We start from the raw sequence: 15720 nt of genomic DNA, 5'->3' as shown, positions 1-15720 counted from the left end.
ACACCGGCTTACCCTTTTGGCAGCCGGTGTTTTATTGATTATGAGGTCATTCTCACTTTGTCTGTTTGTACTTCATCGCTTATACGAACGAATTGTCCTTCGTTATAAGGATAACCCGCTTTCGTGATTTTCACTTTGACCAAACGGCCGATCATGTCCTCTGTTCCTTCAAAAACAACCTTCATATAGTTATCTGTATAGCCCACATAAAGATTGTGCTTTCCTTCTTGTTCTTTGAAGGATTCTTCCGGAATAATCTCTAGGACATCTCCTTCATAAGCTGATGCGTATTCTTTCGCAAGCTGGTCAGAAAGAGCGATCAAGCGGTGGACACGTTCGTTTTTCACATTTTCATCCACTTGATCATCCATTCTTGCAGCTGGCGTACCCGTACGTTTACTGTAAGGGAATACGTGCAGTTCAGAGAATTGATGGTCTTTGACAAAATTGTATGTTTCCAAAAACTCTTCTTCTGTTTCTCCAGGGAATCCTACAATCACATCAGAGGTGACAGCAAGACCTGGCAATGCTTTTTTCAGCTTTGTTAAACGCTCTGCAAAGAATTCCATCGTATATTTACGGCGCATTCTTTTCAGCACTGTATTAGAGCCAGATTGAAGCGGGATATGAAGATGTCTGACAATCTTATCTGACTGATCAAGCACTTCTATCACTTCATCTGTAATTTGACTTGCTTCGATAGATGAAATACGAATTCGTTTTAAGCCATTGACACGTGCATCTAATTCTTTCAGAAGCTTTGCAAAGTTATAATCCTTTAAGTCTTCTCCGTATCCGCCTGTGTGAATACCTGTTAATACAATTTCTTTATAGCCGGCATCCACAAGCTGCTGCGCTTGGTTGATGACCTCTTCTGGATCACGAGAACGAAGAAGTCCGCGAGCCCAAGGAATAATGCAGAATGTACAGAAATTGTTACAGCCTTCTTGGATTTTTAATGACGCACGTGTTCTGTCTGTAAAAGCAGGAACATCGAGTTCTTCAAACACACGTGCCTTCATGATATTGCCAACCCCATTAATCGGCTGTCTTTCTCTGCGATATTCTTCAATGTAACCGAGCAATTTATGTCTGTCTTGTGTTCCCACGACAATATCAACACCAGGAATCGCCATGATTTCTGCTGGAGATGTTTGCGCATAACAGCCTGTTACACAAATGACACCATCCGGGTTATGACGAACGGCTCTTCTAATGACTTGGCGGCTTTTTTTATCGCCTGTATTCGTGACCGTACATGTATTAATGACATATACGTCTGCTTTTGATTCGTACTCTTTTCTTTCATAGCCTGCTTCTTTAAACAGCTGCCAGATCGCTTCTGTTTCATAGTGATTGACCTTACAGCCAAGTGTATGGAACGCTACTGTTCCCATCATGATTCACCTCTTAATAACTCTGTTTGATAAGATATAGCAGAAAGCGCGTAAAGAGGAGCTGTTTCCGTTCTTAAAATGCGTGGTCCGAGCCCGCAAATGACTGCACCAAGCGTTTCAAGCGCTTCAATCTCCTTTTCTGCCAAACCGCCTTCAGGGCCAAAAACCACTAGCAAGGTTTGTCCGCCTTTCATCTGTTGGAGCACAGTTTGAAAGCGGCTTTGCTCTCCTTCTTTCGATGATTCTTCGTATGCAACGACACATTTATCGAATTCACCAGCTAATTGAGTCAGCTCTTTAAACGTTGATACTGGATAAACATGAGGAATGATATTCCGGTAGGACTGCTCAGCTGCCTCTTTCGCAATTTTCTCCCAGCGTTCTCGTTTTTTATGTGACTTCTTTTGGTCAAGTTTTGTAATAGAACGAGCCGCTTGAAACGGGATAAATGAACTTGCGCCAAGCTCTGTGCCTTTTTGGATAATCAGCTCAAGCTTATCTCCTTTTGGGAGTCCGCTCGCAATTGTTACCCTTACCGGAAGCTCTCTGTCCTTATTTGTCCAGCCTTCAAGGTGACAAATGACTTCTTCCTTTGTTATTGTATCAATTTTACTGAGCGCTTCAAAGCCGTCTATCGTTAAGCAAAGGATTTCCTGCCCTGCTTTCATGCGCATGACGTTGGAAAGGTGATGTACATCTTCACCATTTATGACGATAGATCCCTTTGCGATCACTTCTTCTTTCGTGAGGTCGATAAAATATCGTTGCATACGTGTCTTGACACCTACTCGCTTTATTTTTTCGCTATAATGCTGACCCAATCTTCCATTGACAGCACTTCAACTATGTCAAAACCTGCCTCTTCTAATGCTGTTTTGACTTGTAATTTCTTTTGTCCAATGATGCCTGATGTAATGAAATAGCCATCTTTCTTCAATAAATCATAAGCTTGATCTGTAAAGCGCAAAATCACTTCTGCGAGAATGTTGGCGACGATCACATCACGTTCACCTGAAATCCCATCAAGTAAGTTATTTTGCTTGACCGTCACTTGTTCGCTTACACCATTTAGCTCGATGTTTTGCTTCGCACTTTCAACCGCAACGGTGTCGAGATCAAAGGCTTGAATGTCCTTTGCACCAACCATCGCTGCTGCCACACTTAAAATCCCAGAGCCTGTTCCAACATCAATCACCGTATCGTTTTCCTTCACATAGCGCTCAAGCGCCTGAATACACAGAACGGTTGTTGGATGTGTCCCTGTTCCAAATGCCATTCCTGGGTCCATTTCAATAATCAGTTCATCAGAATGAACCGGAGTATATTCTTCCCATGTTGGAACGATGGTGAATTTTTCAGAGATTTTCACAGGGTGATAGTATTTCTTCCATGCGGTGGCCCATTCTTCTTCATTTACTTCACAGATAGACAGCGTATTTCTTCCTAGGTCAATATCGTATAGAAGAAGATTGTTGATGGCTTCTTTGATCTCATCTACCGTTTCCATTAAAAAGCTGTTCATTGGAAGATAGGCTTTGACGATGACCCCTTCTTCAGGATAGTCATTCGGATCGAGCTGGTAGATCTCACCGTATACATTTTCACGTTCCTTGACTAAATCAAGCGGGTCCTCAATCACGACACCACTCGCACCTGCTTCATGCAAAATATTGGTGATTGGTTCCACCGCTTCATTTGTTGTATGGACGCTAATTTCTGACCACTTCAATACTACCAACTCCTTATCCGTCTTACTCGCCTTTAAATGCGCGTTTTACCTTATCGAAGAAGCTCATTTCTTGTTCGTCCGGTTTATTTCCGCTCACTTCAGCAAATTTTCTAATAATATCTTTTTGATTGTCCGTTAAATTTGTTGGTGTGACGACTCGTACAACGATATGCTGATCGCCTTGACCATAGCCGCGTACATTTTTCACACCTTTTCCTTTGAGTCTAAATTTCGTGCCAGTTTGCGTGCCAGCAGGGACTTTCAATTTTACTTTACCGTGTAATGTCGGCACTTCAATTTCGTCACCTAATGCAGCCTGTGCAAAGGTTAGCGGCATTTCGCAGTAAATGTCATCTCCGTCACGCTCGAAGAATTCATGCGAGCGCACATGGAACACAACAAATAAATCGCCTGGAGGTCCTCCATTTACACCTGGCTCCCCTTGACCAGACACTCTGAGCTGCTGACCATCGTCAACACCAGCTGGGATCGTCACATTGATTTTCTTACGCTTACGCACTTTACCAGAGCCGCCGCATGTAGAACATTTGTGATCGATTTGTTTTCCTATTCCGCTACAGTAGTTACATACTCTGCGGTTGACCACTTTACCAAACGGAGTTGACTGCTCAACATTTAATTGACCAGAGCCGCCGCAATGTGAACAAGTCTTCGCATCTGTTCCAGGCTTTGCCCCTGATCCATGACACGTTTCACATGATTCCTCACGAGGAATTTCAATCGTTGCTTCTTTCCCAAATGCTGCTTCTTCAAATGAAAGCGTCATTGTATATTGCAAGTCTGCTCCTTGACGCGGTGCATTTGGATCTCTTCTTCTGGCTCCGCCGCCAAAAATACTAGAGAAGATGTCATCAAAGCCGCCGAAGCCGCCAAAGTCTCCTCCCCCGCCAAAACCGCCGCCGCCAAAGCCTTGGTTTGGATCCGTATGACCGAACTGATCATACTGCGAACGTTTTTGATCGTCAGAAAGGGTTTCATAGGCTTCTTTTACTTCTTTGAATTTCTCATCTGAGCCAGCTTCTTTATTAATATCAGGGTGATACTTTTTTGAAAGCTTGCGGTATGCCTTTTTGATCTCGTCTTTTGAGGCGCTCTTACTCACGCCAAGCACTTCATAGTAATCACGCTTACTCATCTCTTCACACTCCCGATTTTCTCACATAAATACGATTGTATCATTTTGATTTGACCTTTTTCAATTGCTTTCATCGTTGGAAAGAAAAAAAGTCAAAGCCAAGAGATCCTGACTTTGACTTTCTGACGAGTACGTTTCAGCAGTCTTTTTCAAAAGTAAAGGTGATTATTTTTTCTCTTGATCGTCGTTTACTTCTTCGTATTCTGCATCCACTACATTGTCATCTGCTTTTTGAGCACCTTCAGCGCCGCCTTCTTGCTGAGCTTGTGCTTGCTTTGCAGCTTCTTCATAGAGCTTTGTCGTTAGTTCTTGAACGATTGTTTGCAGCTCATCTTTTTTCGCTTTGATGTCTTCAAGCTCGCCTTTTTCGATCGCAGCTTTTAGTGCATCTTTCGCGTCATTTGCTTTTTTCACTTGCTCTTCATCGATTTTGCCTTCTAGATCTTTTAATGTTTTTTCAGTTGTAAACACTAATTGATCTGCTTCATTGCGCACTTCGATTTCTTCTTTTTTCTTCGCATCTGCTTCAGCATTTTCTTCTGCTTCTTTGACCATTTTTTCGATCTCATCATCAGAAAGACCTGAAGAAGATTTGATTGTGATGTTTTGCTCTTTGCCTGTACCCATATCTTTCGCACGTACGTTGACAATACCGTTTTTATCAATATCAAAAGATACTTCGATTTGTGGTACGCCGCGTGGTGCTGGCGGAATGTCAGTCAATTGGAAACGACCTAATGTTTTGTTGTCTGCTGCCATTGGGCGCTCACCTTGCAGGACATGGATGTCTACCGCTGTTTGGTTGTCAGCAGCCGTTGAGAATACTTGAGATTTACTTGTTGGAATTGTTGTATTACGTTCAATCAGCTTTGTGAATACGCCGCCCATTGTTTCAATTCCTAAAGAAAGTGGTGTTACGTCAAGAAGAACAACGTCTTTGACATCTCCTGTGATGACTCCACCTTGGATCGCCGCACCAAGAGCAACCACTTCATCAGGGTTTACACCTTTATGAGGCTCTTTGCCTGTTTCTTTTTTGATTGCTTCTTGTACTGCAGGAATACGAGTTGATCCACCAACAAGGATGACTTTATCAATCTCGCTAGCAGATAAACCAGCATCTTTCAAAGATTGACGTACAGGTGTCATTGTACGCTCTACAAGGTCTGCAGAAAGCTCTTCGAATTTAGCACGCGTTAGCGTTAATTCTAGGTGAAGAGGACCTGCATCTCCAGCTGTGATAAATGGCAGTGAGATTTGTGTAGAAGATACACCAGAAAGATCTTTTTTCGCTTTTTCAGCAGCATCTTTTAAACGCTGAAGCGCCATTTTATCTTTTGATAGGTCAATGCCATTTTCTTTTTTGAATTCAGCCACTAAGTGATCAATGATCACTTGGTCAAAATCGTCTCCACCTAGACGGTTGTCCCCAGCAGTTGAGCGTACTTCAAAGACGCCGTCTCCAAGCTCAAGGACTGATACGTCAAATGTACCACCGCCAAGGTCATATACAAGAATCGTTTGATCTTCATCTGTTTTATCTAAACCATAAGCAAGTGCAGCTGCTGTTGGTTCGTTGATGATACGTTCTACTTCAAGACCAGCAATTTTACCAGCATCTTTTGTAGCTTGACGTTCTGCATCGTTGAAGTAAGCAGGAACTGTGATAACAGCTTTTGTTACTTCTTCGCCAAGGTAACCTTCAGCGTAAGATTTAAGATGTTGAAGAATGATTGCAGAGATTTCCTGCGGCGTGTAGTTCTTGCCTTCAACTTCTACTTTATAATCTGTACCCATATGTCTTTTAACAGACATGATTGTGTTCGGGTTTGTAATTGATTGGCGTTTCGCTACTTCACCAACTTGGCGCTCTCCATTTTTAAAAGCGACAACAGATGGTGTTGTACGTGCTCCTTCAGCGTTTGCAATGACTTTTGGCTCTCCGCCTTCAAGTACTGCAACACATGAGTTTGTTGTTCCTAAGTCAATCCCAATGATTTTACTCATAATCGATGACCTCCCATTATGTAGTTATTGATTTACTTTTACCATTGATGGACGAATAACTCGGTCTTTGAGTTTATAGCCCTTTTGCAATTCTTCTACTACGATATTTGAATCGAAGTTTTCATCTTCAACTTGCATGACGGCTTGATGAAGGTTTGGATCGAACTCTTTGCCGACAGCTTCAATTGGTTCAACGCCTTCATTTTTCAACGCTTCTACCAGCTGGCGGTAAACCATTTGCATTCCTTCTAACAAACTTTTCGCCTGCTCATTGTCTGGATCAATTCCAAGCGCTCTTTCAAAGTTGTCAAGAGCTGGGAGAAGATCGCTGACAACATGTTGAGAACGATATTTTTGCACGGTCTCCACTTCAGTTCGAGCACGGCGTTTATAGTTTTCAAAATCTGCTTGAACACGCAGAATCTTGTTTTCTTTTTCATCTAGAAGCTGCTGCAATTCATCGATTTTCTCTTGGAAGGCAGACTGTTCATCCTGTGTTACTTCCTCAGTATCTGCTTGAACTGCTTCTTCTTGTGCTTCAACCTCTGCTTCTTGCTCAGGTGTCTGTTTTTCTTCTGACATTGTGTTCACCTCCCTCAAAAGATTCAAGAATACAAAGGGGCTGTGCCCCTGCCTTTTATCACCCTACTCATCATACAAATTGGAAAGTGCGTTTGACAAGTCTTTTGATACATGATGCAAAAGACTAACGACTCGCCCGTAATCCATGCGGGTTGGTCCGATGACGGCAATGGAGCCGAGTGATTTTTGATCAATCGAATAAGTCGCTGTGATCAGACTGCAGTTCTCCATTGCTTCCAAATTGTTTTCTGAACCGATTTTAATGGTGATTCCTTGCTGATTTGGATGAAACAGCTGCATGACATCATTCTTTTGCTCAATCAGCATCATGAGTGAGCGAATGCGGTCGATGTCATGAAATTCAGGCTGATTCAACATATTAATCTTCCCGCCAAAGAAAAGTTTTGATTCGTTTTGTGTCGATGTAAATGTGTTGCCTAGCGCATCTAAAATGTGATCATAATCTTTTAAATGTGTGCGCAGAAGCATGACCACTTCTTTATACATCCTGTCCTTCAACTGGTCCATTGGAACGCCAGCTAAGCGGCTATTCAAAATATTCATCAGCTTCTCAATATCGGAGACATCGAGATGCTCAGAGAAGGTAATGGTTTTGTTTTCAACATGTCCGCTGTCTGTAATCATGATCGCTACTGCTTTGTTTGGCTGAACGGGGACAAGCTGAATTTGCTTTAATCGATTTTCACTCAGCTTTGGACCAAGCACGATCGATGTATAGTTTGTGAGATCTGATAAAATTTCCGCCGATTTTTGAACTGTTTTTTCCAGCTCAAAAATTTTCTCCTGAAAAGCCGACTGGATAAGCACAAGCTCTTTAGACGACAGTTTTCGCGGAGAGAGCAAATGATCTACATAATAACGATATCCTTTTTCTGAAGGAATTCTTCCTGATGAAGAATGGGTCTTTTCGATAAAACCAAGTTCCTCCAAATCAGCCATTTCGTTTCTAATCGTCGCAGAGCTGAATGTGATGTCCTCTTTTTTAGAAAGAGTCCTTGACCCAACTGGCTGCGCCGAACGAATAAAGTCATTAATGATGACTTGCAGAATCAAAAGCTGACGATTTGTTAACATCATCATCACCCCTGTTAGCACTCTCTTTCAACGAGTGCTAATTGTATAAACAAAATTACCAAACTCAAATTAAAATGTCAATTATAACTCACCGAGAAACGCTTGAAATACTTCATTTCCTAACAATTTTCCTTTTCTTGTTAAACGAATTCCAATGTCATCTTTTACAATGAGACCTTTTTCTGCTAATTCTTCAAGGACTGAGGGAAAAAGAGCTTCTGGTGAAGCACCATATTTGGCTTGGAAGTCGGCACTTTTCACCCCTTCGATTTTTCGAAGGCCTAAAAACAATTCTTCTTCTATCTGCTCTGCTTTTGTGACTTGATGAGTTTCTTTATACGGGAACCCAGTTTGCTCAATCAGTTCCAAGTAGTGCTTCACTGGTCCTGCGTTCACATTTCGGATGCCATCTACATACCCGTGTGCCCCTGCACCGAAACCGAAGTAGTCTTCATTGCTCCAATAGGTCAGGTTATGCTGGCTTTCAAAACCAGGTTTGGCGTAATTACTGATTTCGTATTGATGTAATCCATGGCGCTCCATTTCATCCATCACAACCTCATACATTTCAGCCTCACGTTCTTGCGGCGGTAAATGCAGTTTTCCTTTTTGCATTAAGTTGTAAAACACCGTTTTCGGCTCCACAATCAGTGAGTAGACAGAATAATGCTCTGCTCCTAAAGAGAAAGCTGTCTCAAGTGAATTCATAACATGATGCTTTTCTTGATGCGGCAAGCCAAACATGAGGTCAAGGCTAATGTTGTCAAATCCAACATCTCTTGCTCGTTCGAAAGATGTGAGAACATCTTTCTTTTGATGAACTCGTCCGATTTTTTTGAGCAAATCATCTTCAAAGGTTTGGACGCCAAAGCTTAACCGATTGACACCGGCTTCTTTTAACACATGCAGCTTCTCGAGTGATAATTCATCTGGGTTCGCTTCCACTGCAAATTCAACCAAGTTTTTTGACGGTTTTAACACAAGGTGGATGCTGTTCATGAGCTGGTCTAGCTGGCTGACGGTCAATGATGTCGGAGTCCCCCCGCCAATAAAGATCGTCTTTAGTTCTTGCTCACCCTTTTGCTCGATCGTGTGCTGCATCTCTTTTTCAAGAGCCGCTAAGTATTCATCGACTGGCTGCGTTTTAATGAAAAATTTATTGAAATCACAATAGTGGCAAATGTGCTCACAAAATGGAATGTGAATGTATGCTGCTTTCATTTGATGACACCTTCTTTACAGGTAAAGAGCCGCAGTTTATCGCTGCGGCACCTTTGTTTGTTTTCGACTATAAACGCCAAGGCTGACATTGTAAAGCAGGTTGCCTTGAGTAGGATGTTATTTTTTCGGTGTGCTGTCATCCATCTTCAGCACAGCCATAAATGCTTCTTGCGGGACTTCAACAGAGCCCACTTGTTTCATGCGCTTTTTCCCTTCTTTTTGCTTCTCAAGAAGCTTTCTTTTTCGGGAAATGTCTCCACCATAACATTTAGCAAGTACGTTTTTACGCATCGCTTTAATGGTAGAGCGAGCCACGATTTTTTGTCCAATCGCTGCTTGAACTGGTACTTCAAAATGCTGGCGCGGAATAAGTTCTTTCAGCTTTTCTACGATGATCTTGCCTCGTTCATAGGCGTAATCGCGGTGAACAATAAAGGAAAGAGCATCGATTTTTTCGCCATTCAGCATGATGTCCATTTTCACTAGAGTAGATGGGCGATAGCCAATCAGCTCATAGTCAAAGGACGCATAGCCTTTTGTATTGGACTTGAGCATATCAAAGAATTCATACACGATCTCCGCCAAAGGAATTTCGTACACAATGCTCACTCGGTTTGCATCAAGGTATTGCATATCAATGAAATGTCCGCGCTTCCCTTGGCAAAGCTCCATGACAGAACCTACATAATCATTCGGTACCATCATTGTTGCCTTCACGTATGGTTCTTCAATTTTCTCAATCTTTTGCGGATCAGGCAGATTGGACGGGTTATCGACGATGATTTTTTCTCCGTCTGTCATATACACATCGTAAATAACACTTGGTGCTGTCGTAATGAGATCGATTTTAAATTCACGTTCAATCCGTTCTTGGATGATTTCCATATGAAGCATTCCAAGAAAGCCGCAGCGGAAACCGAAGCCAAGTGCTTGGGACGTCTCTGCCTCATATTGAAGTGAAGAATCATTTAATTCAAGCTTTTCTAGTGCTTCACGTAAATCGTTATATTTCGCTGTGTCAATTGGATAAAGACCGCAGTAAACCATTGGGTTCAGCTTTCTGTATCCTGGCAGTGCTTCTTTCGCTGGGTTCACCGCACTTGTGATCGTATCCCCCACACGTGTATCGCCGACATTTTTAATCGCTGCTGTTAAGTAGCCAACATCTCCAACAGTGAGTTCATCTGTCGGCATGGCTTTTGGTGTGAATACGCCGACTTCAAGTACTTCAAATTCTTTGCCCGTCGCCATCATTTTGATTTTCTGACCTGGTCTGACGGTCCCTTCCACAATTCGTATGTACGCAATAACGCCGCGATACGCATCGTAGAGAGAATCAAATATAAGAGCTTGAAGCGGTGCTTCTGGGTCTCCAGCAGGTGCTGGCACCTTTTCGACGATTTGTTCTAAAATATCTTCGATCCCAATACCCGCCTTAGCAGAGGTGAGAACAGCTTCAGATGCATCCAACCCGATGACATCTTCAATTTCTCCTCTTACACGCTCAGGCTCTGCACTTGGTAGATCGATTTTATTGATAATCGGAAGAATTTCTAAGTTGTTATCAAGAGCTAAATAAACGTTCGCAAGTGTCTGTGCTTCAATTCCTTGTGCTGCATCTACTACGAGAATCGCACCTTCACAGGCAGCAAGGCTTCGAGATACCTCATAGGTGAAGTCGACATGCCCTGGTGTATCAATCAGGTGCATAATATATTCTTCTCCATCCTTCGCCTTATATTTCAGCTGGACAGAGTTTAATTTAATTGTTATGCCGCGTTCACGCTCTAAGTCCATGGAATCAAGTAATTGTTCTTTCATTTCTCGCTGCGTAATCGCCGCTGTTTTTTCTAAAATACGGTCGGCCAATGTGGATTTCCCGTGGTCAATATGGGCGATAATGGAGAAATTTCGAATTCTTGATTGCCGTTCTAATCGTTTTTCTTTATCTGTCACAATCTATCACTCCTACTATAAAACGCGGGTTGCGCTAGGTTAGATTATATCAATAGGGCTGTAAAGATTCAATCGAAATCAAGAAAAGCCGCTCATTGATTAGCGGCTTTAGTCATATGGTGTTGATTTGTTTATTTCCCATTCACCCAATCATAAAGAGAACGAGCTGCATGTGTCATGCCATCAGACAACGCCTTCCCTGCCTTGGAGAAGGCATTAAAGCTCTCTATTTCCTCAAGCTGCTTTTGTTTTTCGGCAAGATCCTTTTCTGTAACAGCTGTTCCTAAGATAGAGGCTTCTCGTTCTTCGTCATCGTTCATTTGGATGGAGAAAGCGCCTTTTAATTGCGGGTCATGGTAACCCTTCATTTGCAGCATTCCATTATTTGCCTGCTGCATTCCTAAAAAGACGCCAAATAGCAAGACCAGTCCTAAAATAATGGTTTTTCCAATAAATGATCCCATGCACCGTCACCACCTTAAGAGCGTTTTTTCTCATCCTTTGCTTTGCCGTTTACCTTTTCCGCGTCCCAGAAAATGTCGCTGAAGACATCAGCTGCTGCATTGGATGCATTTTTCAATTCTTCCATATTATTATCCACTCCGCCAAATTCTAAAAGAAGGGCTTTGTCGGATAAATCTTGATTATAAATTCCATTATCACCAATTTCGCCTTTGGCAAACACACCGACACTGAGCCCTTTATATTTTTTCTCCATCAAATGGTGGAACTCCGTCGCAAGCTTGAGGTTTTTCTCATAGCTTTGATTCTTCTTCCCCACAACAAACGCAATTCTCGCATATTTCTTTCCTTTGATCTCGACAGTGGTGTCTTTCTTTCTTCTTGAGTCACGGTGGATATCGATTAAATATTCGAGATCATCATTTTTCGCTAAGGCTTCTTTTACGACCAGTCTTGATTCATTATAAGACTGGGGATACTTTAGTCCTTTTTGCAGAAGCCGTTTTTCAACTTCTGTTTTGTCGACCGTATTCCCGATTCCTTGCTGATCAAGCGCCTTTCCGAACATGTCGCCGACAAGGGTGACATTCACTTTTGAGTGCCGTGCATTGTTTGGATTCGTTTCTCCTTTTAAAAATGGTAAATATGATTCCGTATTATGTGTGTGGTAAATGTACACTGCTTTTCGTTTTCCTGTCGACCGGTCCGGCTCTTTCGCAGGCTTTTTCGGCACATCTTTGTCGAGCTTGTCCAGCTCTGCCAAATTTGCTTCTTTTTCATCTTGGATGACTTCACTTGGCGGCGGCGATTCCATTGGCATGTTGGTATAATCTGTGCCTTCACCCGCTAAAATGATTTTTGTATCAAAATGTTCAAAGCCCGGGAGTTCTCTCCCTAGAAAACTACGCGGGTCTTCTAAATTGATACTGGTCGCAAGCTTGAGTGACAGTCCAGAGAAATGAAACCCTTTTTGATCTTTCGGGACGGCTGAGGCGAAATATTGATTTTCCATGCCCATTAATGTGGCAAAAAAAGCCCCGGAAAGCTCATCTGCTACACCATATAGCGAGGCTTGTGGCCTCAGCTCCGGCTTTAAAGATGTCAGCGCCCCTGACATCACAAATACTACAACAAGCGAGGCTATAAATAAGAAAATGCTTTTGACTACTTTCGTTCCATTAATCGCAACGACCAACTGTCGAGGACGGCGGGGTCTTTTTTTCATGATTTACTCCCTCCAGCACGCTTTCTAGTAATTACACTATGAGCGAGCTAGAGAAAGTAGAACCGATTAATGATTATAAGAACCCTTGTTATCTTGAGAGATTTTTTGATGAAGCGCTGTGTTCAATCCATTGGCGAGCACGTTTGCCATATCATCAATGAATGTATCCACTTCCTTAGGCGTGACCATTAAATTTTGCCCTAGCGGCGCAAGCACTTCATGGATCAGCTGCCGTTTCTCTTCTTCTGGAAGAGTTCCTACGATACCTAAGAATGATTGACGCGTTTCCTCATCTGGTAAGTCTTCTTCGTTTAGTACTTTTTTCTTCCCAAACGTCAAACCAGCCGGCACAAGAGAGCGGGACGGCCGGTCATCTTTCAGTTCTCTACCAAAATGCTTTAAGACATAATCAATTGTGTCACTTGCAATGGTGACTGCATCTACGACTGTCGGAACGCCAATCGCAATCACTGGAATTCCCAACGTTTCTTTGCTTAATTCTTTTCGCTTATTCCCTACACCTGAACCGGGATGGATGCCTGTATCAGAGATTTGAATCGTCGTATTTACCCGTTCTACTGCACGAGCAGCAAGGGCATCGATTGCAATGACAAAATCGGGTTTGGACCTCTCGATGACACCTTGAATTATGTCGCTTGTTTCAATACCGGTCAGTCCCATCACTCCCGGTGATAAAGAGGACACTGGGCGGTAGCCTTCCTGTACATTTTCCGGCTGCAATTCAAAAAGATGCCGGGTCACAAGCAGACTTTCAACCGTGAGCGGACCTAGCGCATCTGGCGTGACATTCCAGTTTCCTAGTCCTACTACAAGACAGCTCGCATCACTCTGAATGCCTCGGTCTTTTAAAAACTGAGCAAAATGATGGGCAAAGACTTCGACAACTTTTTCCTGCATCTCAGAATCTTTCTCCCGAATGCCCTGCGCCTCAAGTGTCAAGTATGTTCCTGCCTTTTTACTGGTCAGCGCCTCCCCTTCTTTCGTGATCTCCACCGTGCGTATACGGATGCCGTGCTCCTCTTTTTCCTTTTCGACAATCCCTTGAATTCCGTCCTTTTTGACGACATTCGGATCGTTCTCTTGTTCTAGTATCTCTTTTGTTTCAACAGCCAGGTCTGTCCGAATTTGATAAGCACTTAAATCAAGTTTCTGTTTCTCCATAAAAAGACTCCTTCCACCAAGTAATTAACAGTAGTCTTTCCATCTCTTGAAAGAAACATTCGAGCGCTTCATCAATGAAAAATACTTTACATTTATATTGCATTCTAAAGGTGTGTTTGATAGAATACAACTTGTTCTATTGTGAAGATTTAACCTTAAGACAATTGTGTTTAGGTTGTATCTTAGGAGGTGAAACACATGCCAAATATTAAATCAGCGATCAAACGTACAAAAACGAATAACGAACGCCGTGCACACAACGTGACAATCAAGTCTGCGATGCGTACTGCGATTAAACAAGTTGAAGTTTCTGTAGCTAACAACGATGCTGAGCAAGCAAAAGCTGCTCTTTCTTCTGCTGCAAAACGCATTGACAAAGCCGTTAAAACTGGTCTTGTACACAAAAACGCAGCTGCGCGTTACAAGTCAAGACTTGCTAAACAAGTAAACGGACTTTCTGCATAATGCTTGCAACGCCTCAGTAATGAGGCAACTGTTTAACTGTACGTCCGTCCTGACCGGCTCAGCCATTAGGACAGACTGGCAATTATACATCTACAAAAACGACCTTCTTTTTAGAAGGTCGTTTTTGTATGTTCAAGCGCCTAATAGGCGAAGCAGAAACAATTCTAGCAATAGCTGCTTGTCCTTTTTACCGGTTTTCATTTCATAATCGATCGTTGACAGCTCTTTGACAATCTGCTTGAGCTCTTCTTCTGTAAACAGTCTTGCCTGATCCATAGCAAGTTTGACGCGGAATGGGTGAACTTTTAGATTTGAAGCAATTTGTTTTTGCCCATATCCTTGCTGAGCGAAATACTTTGTCTGCAAAATCAAACGAAATTGAGTGGATATAAGCGCTAATATTTTAATGGGTTCCTCATTTTGTTTCAGCAAATCATAAAACATCTGCATGGCCTGAGAGCGGCGTCTGTTGACAATTTGGTTAATTAATTCAAAAATATTCTGCTCTAAGCTTCTTGCAACAAGCTGATTAACATCCGCTAATTCAATTTCTTCTCGTTCTCCAATATATGTACTGAGCTTCCTGACCTCTTGAAACAATGAGGATAGGCTCCCTCCGCACAGCATCACAAGCTGCTCAGCTGCTTCAGAGGAAATCGACTTTCCTTCTGTTTTCACCAGTGTAATGGTGAAATCCGTTGTTTCTTTTGGGTTTAACTCTTTTGCCTCAACCATAGCCGCTTTCTTTTTTAGCAATTTGGTGATTTTCTTCCGTTCATCCAGCTTTTCATATGGTGCCAATAAGACGAGAATGGTATAAGGCGCCGGCTTTTCTAAATACGCTTCTAACAGAGAAAGCTCATGCTCAATCTTCTCCTTTTTCTTTTCCGCTGTAAGAAAATAAGGGTTCTTAATCACAACAAGACGCCTTTCTCCCATGAACGGAAAGGTTTCTGCATCTGTCACAGCCTGTTCAAGCGGTACCTCTTCCATATCAAAGACGGAGTAATTAAAATCCTTTGTCTCCTCATCTACTACAGTTTGTCTTAATTTAGCTGCTGTTTCTTGCAGTAAATACGTTTCTTTTCCATATAAGCAATAAACGGGATGGATATCCCCTCTTTTTAAATTGTTCCAAACCTCAAAGACCATAAATTGAATCCCTCTCTTTCACTTCCTCCTCTATCCTAAAGTGTGCGAAGACATTAGTAAAGAGGAAGCTGAAAGTACCGCCTCCTCATTT

At 42.4% G+C, this 15720-nt stretch carries 14 protein-coding genes; 1 reads left to right on the top strand and 13 read right to left on the bottom strand.

What is annotated here, in order from left to right:
• Positions 1–38: 38 nt before the first annotated feature.
• The 12 genes from mtaB to gpr form a co-directional block, all read right to left on the bottom strand.
• Positions 39–1397 carry a tRNA (N(6)-L-threonylcarbamoyladenosine(37)-C(2))-methylthiotransferase MtaB gene (gene mtaB, locus ACQYAC_RS04490; RefSeq protein ID WP_429942940.1) on the bottom strand — a complete coding sequence of 453 codons (1359 nt, stop codon included), beginning with the start codon at positions 1395–1397 and terminating at the stop codon, positions 39–41.
• Positions 1397–2167 (bottom strand): 16S rRNA (uracil(1498)-N(3))-methyltransferase, encoded by a 771-nt coding sequence (locus ACQYAC_RS04485; RefSeq protein WP_429942823.1) that lies wholly within the window; start codon positions 2165–2167, stop codon positions 1397–1399. The genes mtaB and ACQYAC_RS04485 overlap by 1 nt, the downstream gene beginning before the upstream one ends.
• 23 nt (positions 2168–2190) lie before the next feature.
• Positions 2191–3126, bottom strand: coding sequence for a 50S ribosomal protein L11 methyltransferase (gene prmA, locus ACQYAC_RS04480; RefSeq protein ID WP_003217481.1), 936 nt, complete (start codon positions 3124–3126; stop codon positions 2191–2193).
• 22 nt (positions 3127–3148) lie between these two features.
• Positions 3149–4282, bottom strand: a complete 1134-nt coding sequence (gene dnaJ / locus ACQYAC_RS04475; protein WP_429942822.1) for a molecular chaperone DnaJ — start codon at positions 4280–4282, stop codon at positions 3149–3151.
• 165 nt (positions 4283–4447) lie between these two features.
• Complete coding sequence (gene dnaK, locus ACQYAC_RS04470) at positions 4448–6289, bottom strand: molecular chaperone DnaK (RefSeq protein WP_012010629.1); 1842 nt, start codon at positions 6287–6289, stop codon at positions 4448–4450.
• 24 nt (positions 6290–6313) lie between these two features.
• Positions 6314–6871 carry a nucleotide exchange factor GrpE gene (gene grpE, locus ACQYAC_RS04465; RefSeq protein WP_012010630.1) on the bottom strand — a complete coding sequence of 186 codons (558 nt, stop codon included), beginning with the start codon at positions 6869–6871 and terminating at the stop codon, positions 6314–6316.
• A gap of 63 nt (positions 6872–6934) precedes the next feature.
• On the bottom strand, positions 6935–7966 hold the full coding sequence (gene hrcA / locus ACQYAC_RS04460) for a heat-inducible transcriptional repressor HrcA (RefSeq protein WP_003217350.1): 1032 nt from the start codon (positions 7964–7966) through the stop codon (positions 6935–6937).
• A gap of 81 nt (positions 7967–8047) precedes the next feature.
• Positions 8048–9187: a radical SAM family heme chaperone HemW gene (gene hemW, locus ACQYAC_RS04455; RefSeq protein ID WP_429942821.1), complete on the bottom strand. Its 1140-nt coding sequence runs from the start codon at positions 9185–9187 to the stop codon at positions 8048–8050.
• A 117-nt stretch (positions 9188–9304) separates the two neighbouring features.
• Positions 9305–11143, bottom strand: coding sequence for a translation elongation factor 4 (gene lepA / locus ACQYAC_RS04450; protein ID WP_169056957.1), 1839 nt, complete (start codon positions 11141–11143; stop codon positions 9305–9307).
• A gap of 131 nt (positions 11144–11274) precedes the next feature.
• Positions 11275–11607 carry a YqxA family protein gene (locus ACQYAC_RS04445; protein WP_061408632.1) on the bottom strand — a complete coding sequence of 111 codons (333 nt, stop codon included), beginning with the start codon at positions 11605–11607 and terminating at the stop codon, positions 11275–11277.
• Positions 11608–11621: 14 nt separating this feature from the next.
• A complete protein-coding gene (locus tag ACQYAC_RS04440) occupies positions 11622–12830 on the bottom strand; it encodes a stage II sporulation protein P (protein ID WP_034661367.1) in 1209 nt (402 codons plus the stop codon).
• A gap of 66 nt (positions 12831–12896) precedes the next feature.
• Positions 12897–14012: a GPR endopeptidase gene (gene gpr / locus ACQYAC_RS04435; RefSeq protein WP_058014635.1), complete on the bottom strand. Its 1116-nt coding sequence runs from the start codon at positions 14010–14012 to the stop codon at positions 12897–12899.
• 198 nt (positions 14013–14210) lie between these two features.
• Between gpr and rpsT the strand changes: the two genes are divergently transcribed.
• On the top strand, positions 14211–14477 hold the full coding sequence (gene rpsT, locus ACQYAC_RS04430; RefSeq protein ID WP_003217506.1) for a 30S ribosomal protein S20: 267 nt from the start codon (positions 14211–14213) through the stop codon (positions 14475–14477).
• A gap of 132 nt (positions 14478–14609) precedes the next feature.
• On the opposite strand, the gene holA is transcribed toward rpsT, so the two are convergent.
• Positions 14610–15629: a DNA polymerase III subunit delta gene (gene holA, locus ACQYAC_RS04425; RefSeq protein ID WP_180310497.1), complete on the bottom strand. Its 1020-nt coding sequence runs from the start codon at positions 15627–15629 to the stop codon at positions 14610–14612.
• Positions 15630–15720: the final 91 nt, after the last annotated feature.

It is taken from the genome of Bacillus sp. MM09(2025) (assembly GCF_050496725.1).
In the GTDB taxonomy this organism is placed as follows: Bacteria; Bacillota; Bacilli; order Bacillales; family Bacillaceae; genus Bacillus; species Bacillus pumilus.
This window is presented reverse-complemented; position numbering and strand designations above follow the sequence as displayed.

Coding starts and splice junctions, on each gene's coding strand:
- mtaB (WP_429942940.1), bottom strand. CDS start 1,397: ATGGGAACAGTAGCGTTCCATACACTTGGCTGTAAGGTCAATCACTAT.
- ACQYAC_RS04485 (WP_429942823.1), bottom strand. CDS start 2,167: ATGCAACGATATTTTATCGACCTCACGAAAGAAGAAGTGATCGCAAAG.
- dnaJ (WP_429942822.1), bottom strand. CDS start 4,282: ATGAGTAAGCGTGATTACTATGAAGTGCTTGGCGTGAGTAAGAGCGCC.
- dnaK (WP_012010629.1), bottom strand. CDS start 6,289: ATGAGTAAAATCATTGGGATTGACTTAGGAACAACAAACTCATGTGTT.
- grpE (WP_012010630.1), bottom strand. CDS start 6,871: ATGTCAGAAGAAAAACAGACACCTGAGCAAGAAGCAGAGGTTGAAGCA.
- hrcA (WP_003217350.1), bottom strand. CDS start 7,966: ATGTTAACAAATCGTCAGCTTTTGATTCTGCAAGTCATCATTAATGAC.
- hemW (WP_429942821.1), bottom strand. CDS start 9,187: ATGAAAGCAGCATACATTCACATTCCATTTTGTGAGCACATTTGCCAC.
- ACQYAC_RS04445 (WP_061408632.1), bottom strand. CDS start 11,607: ATGGGATCATTTATTGGAAAAACCATTATTTTAGGACTGGTCTTGCTA.
- ACQYAC_RS04440 (WP_034661367.1), bottom strand. CDS start 12,830: ATGAAAAAAAGACCCCGCCGTCCTCGACAGTTGGTCGTTGCGATTAAT.
- gpr (WP_058014635.1), bottom strand. CDS start 14,012: ATGGAGAAACAGAAACTTGATTTAAGTGCTTATCAAATTCGGACAGAC.
- rpsT (WP_003217506.1), top strand. CDS start 14,211: ATGCCAAATATTAAATCAGCGATCAAACGTACAAAAACGAATAACGAA.
- holA (WP_180310497.1), bottom strand. CDS start 15,629: ATGGTCTTTGAGGTTTGGAACAATTTAAAAAGAGGGGATATCCATCCC.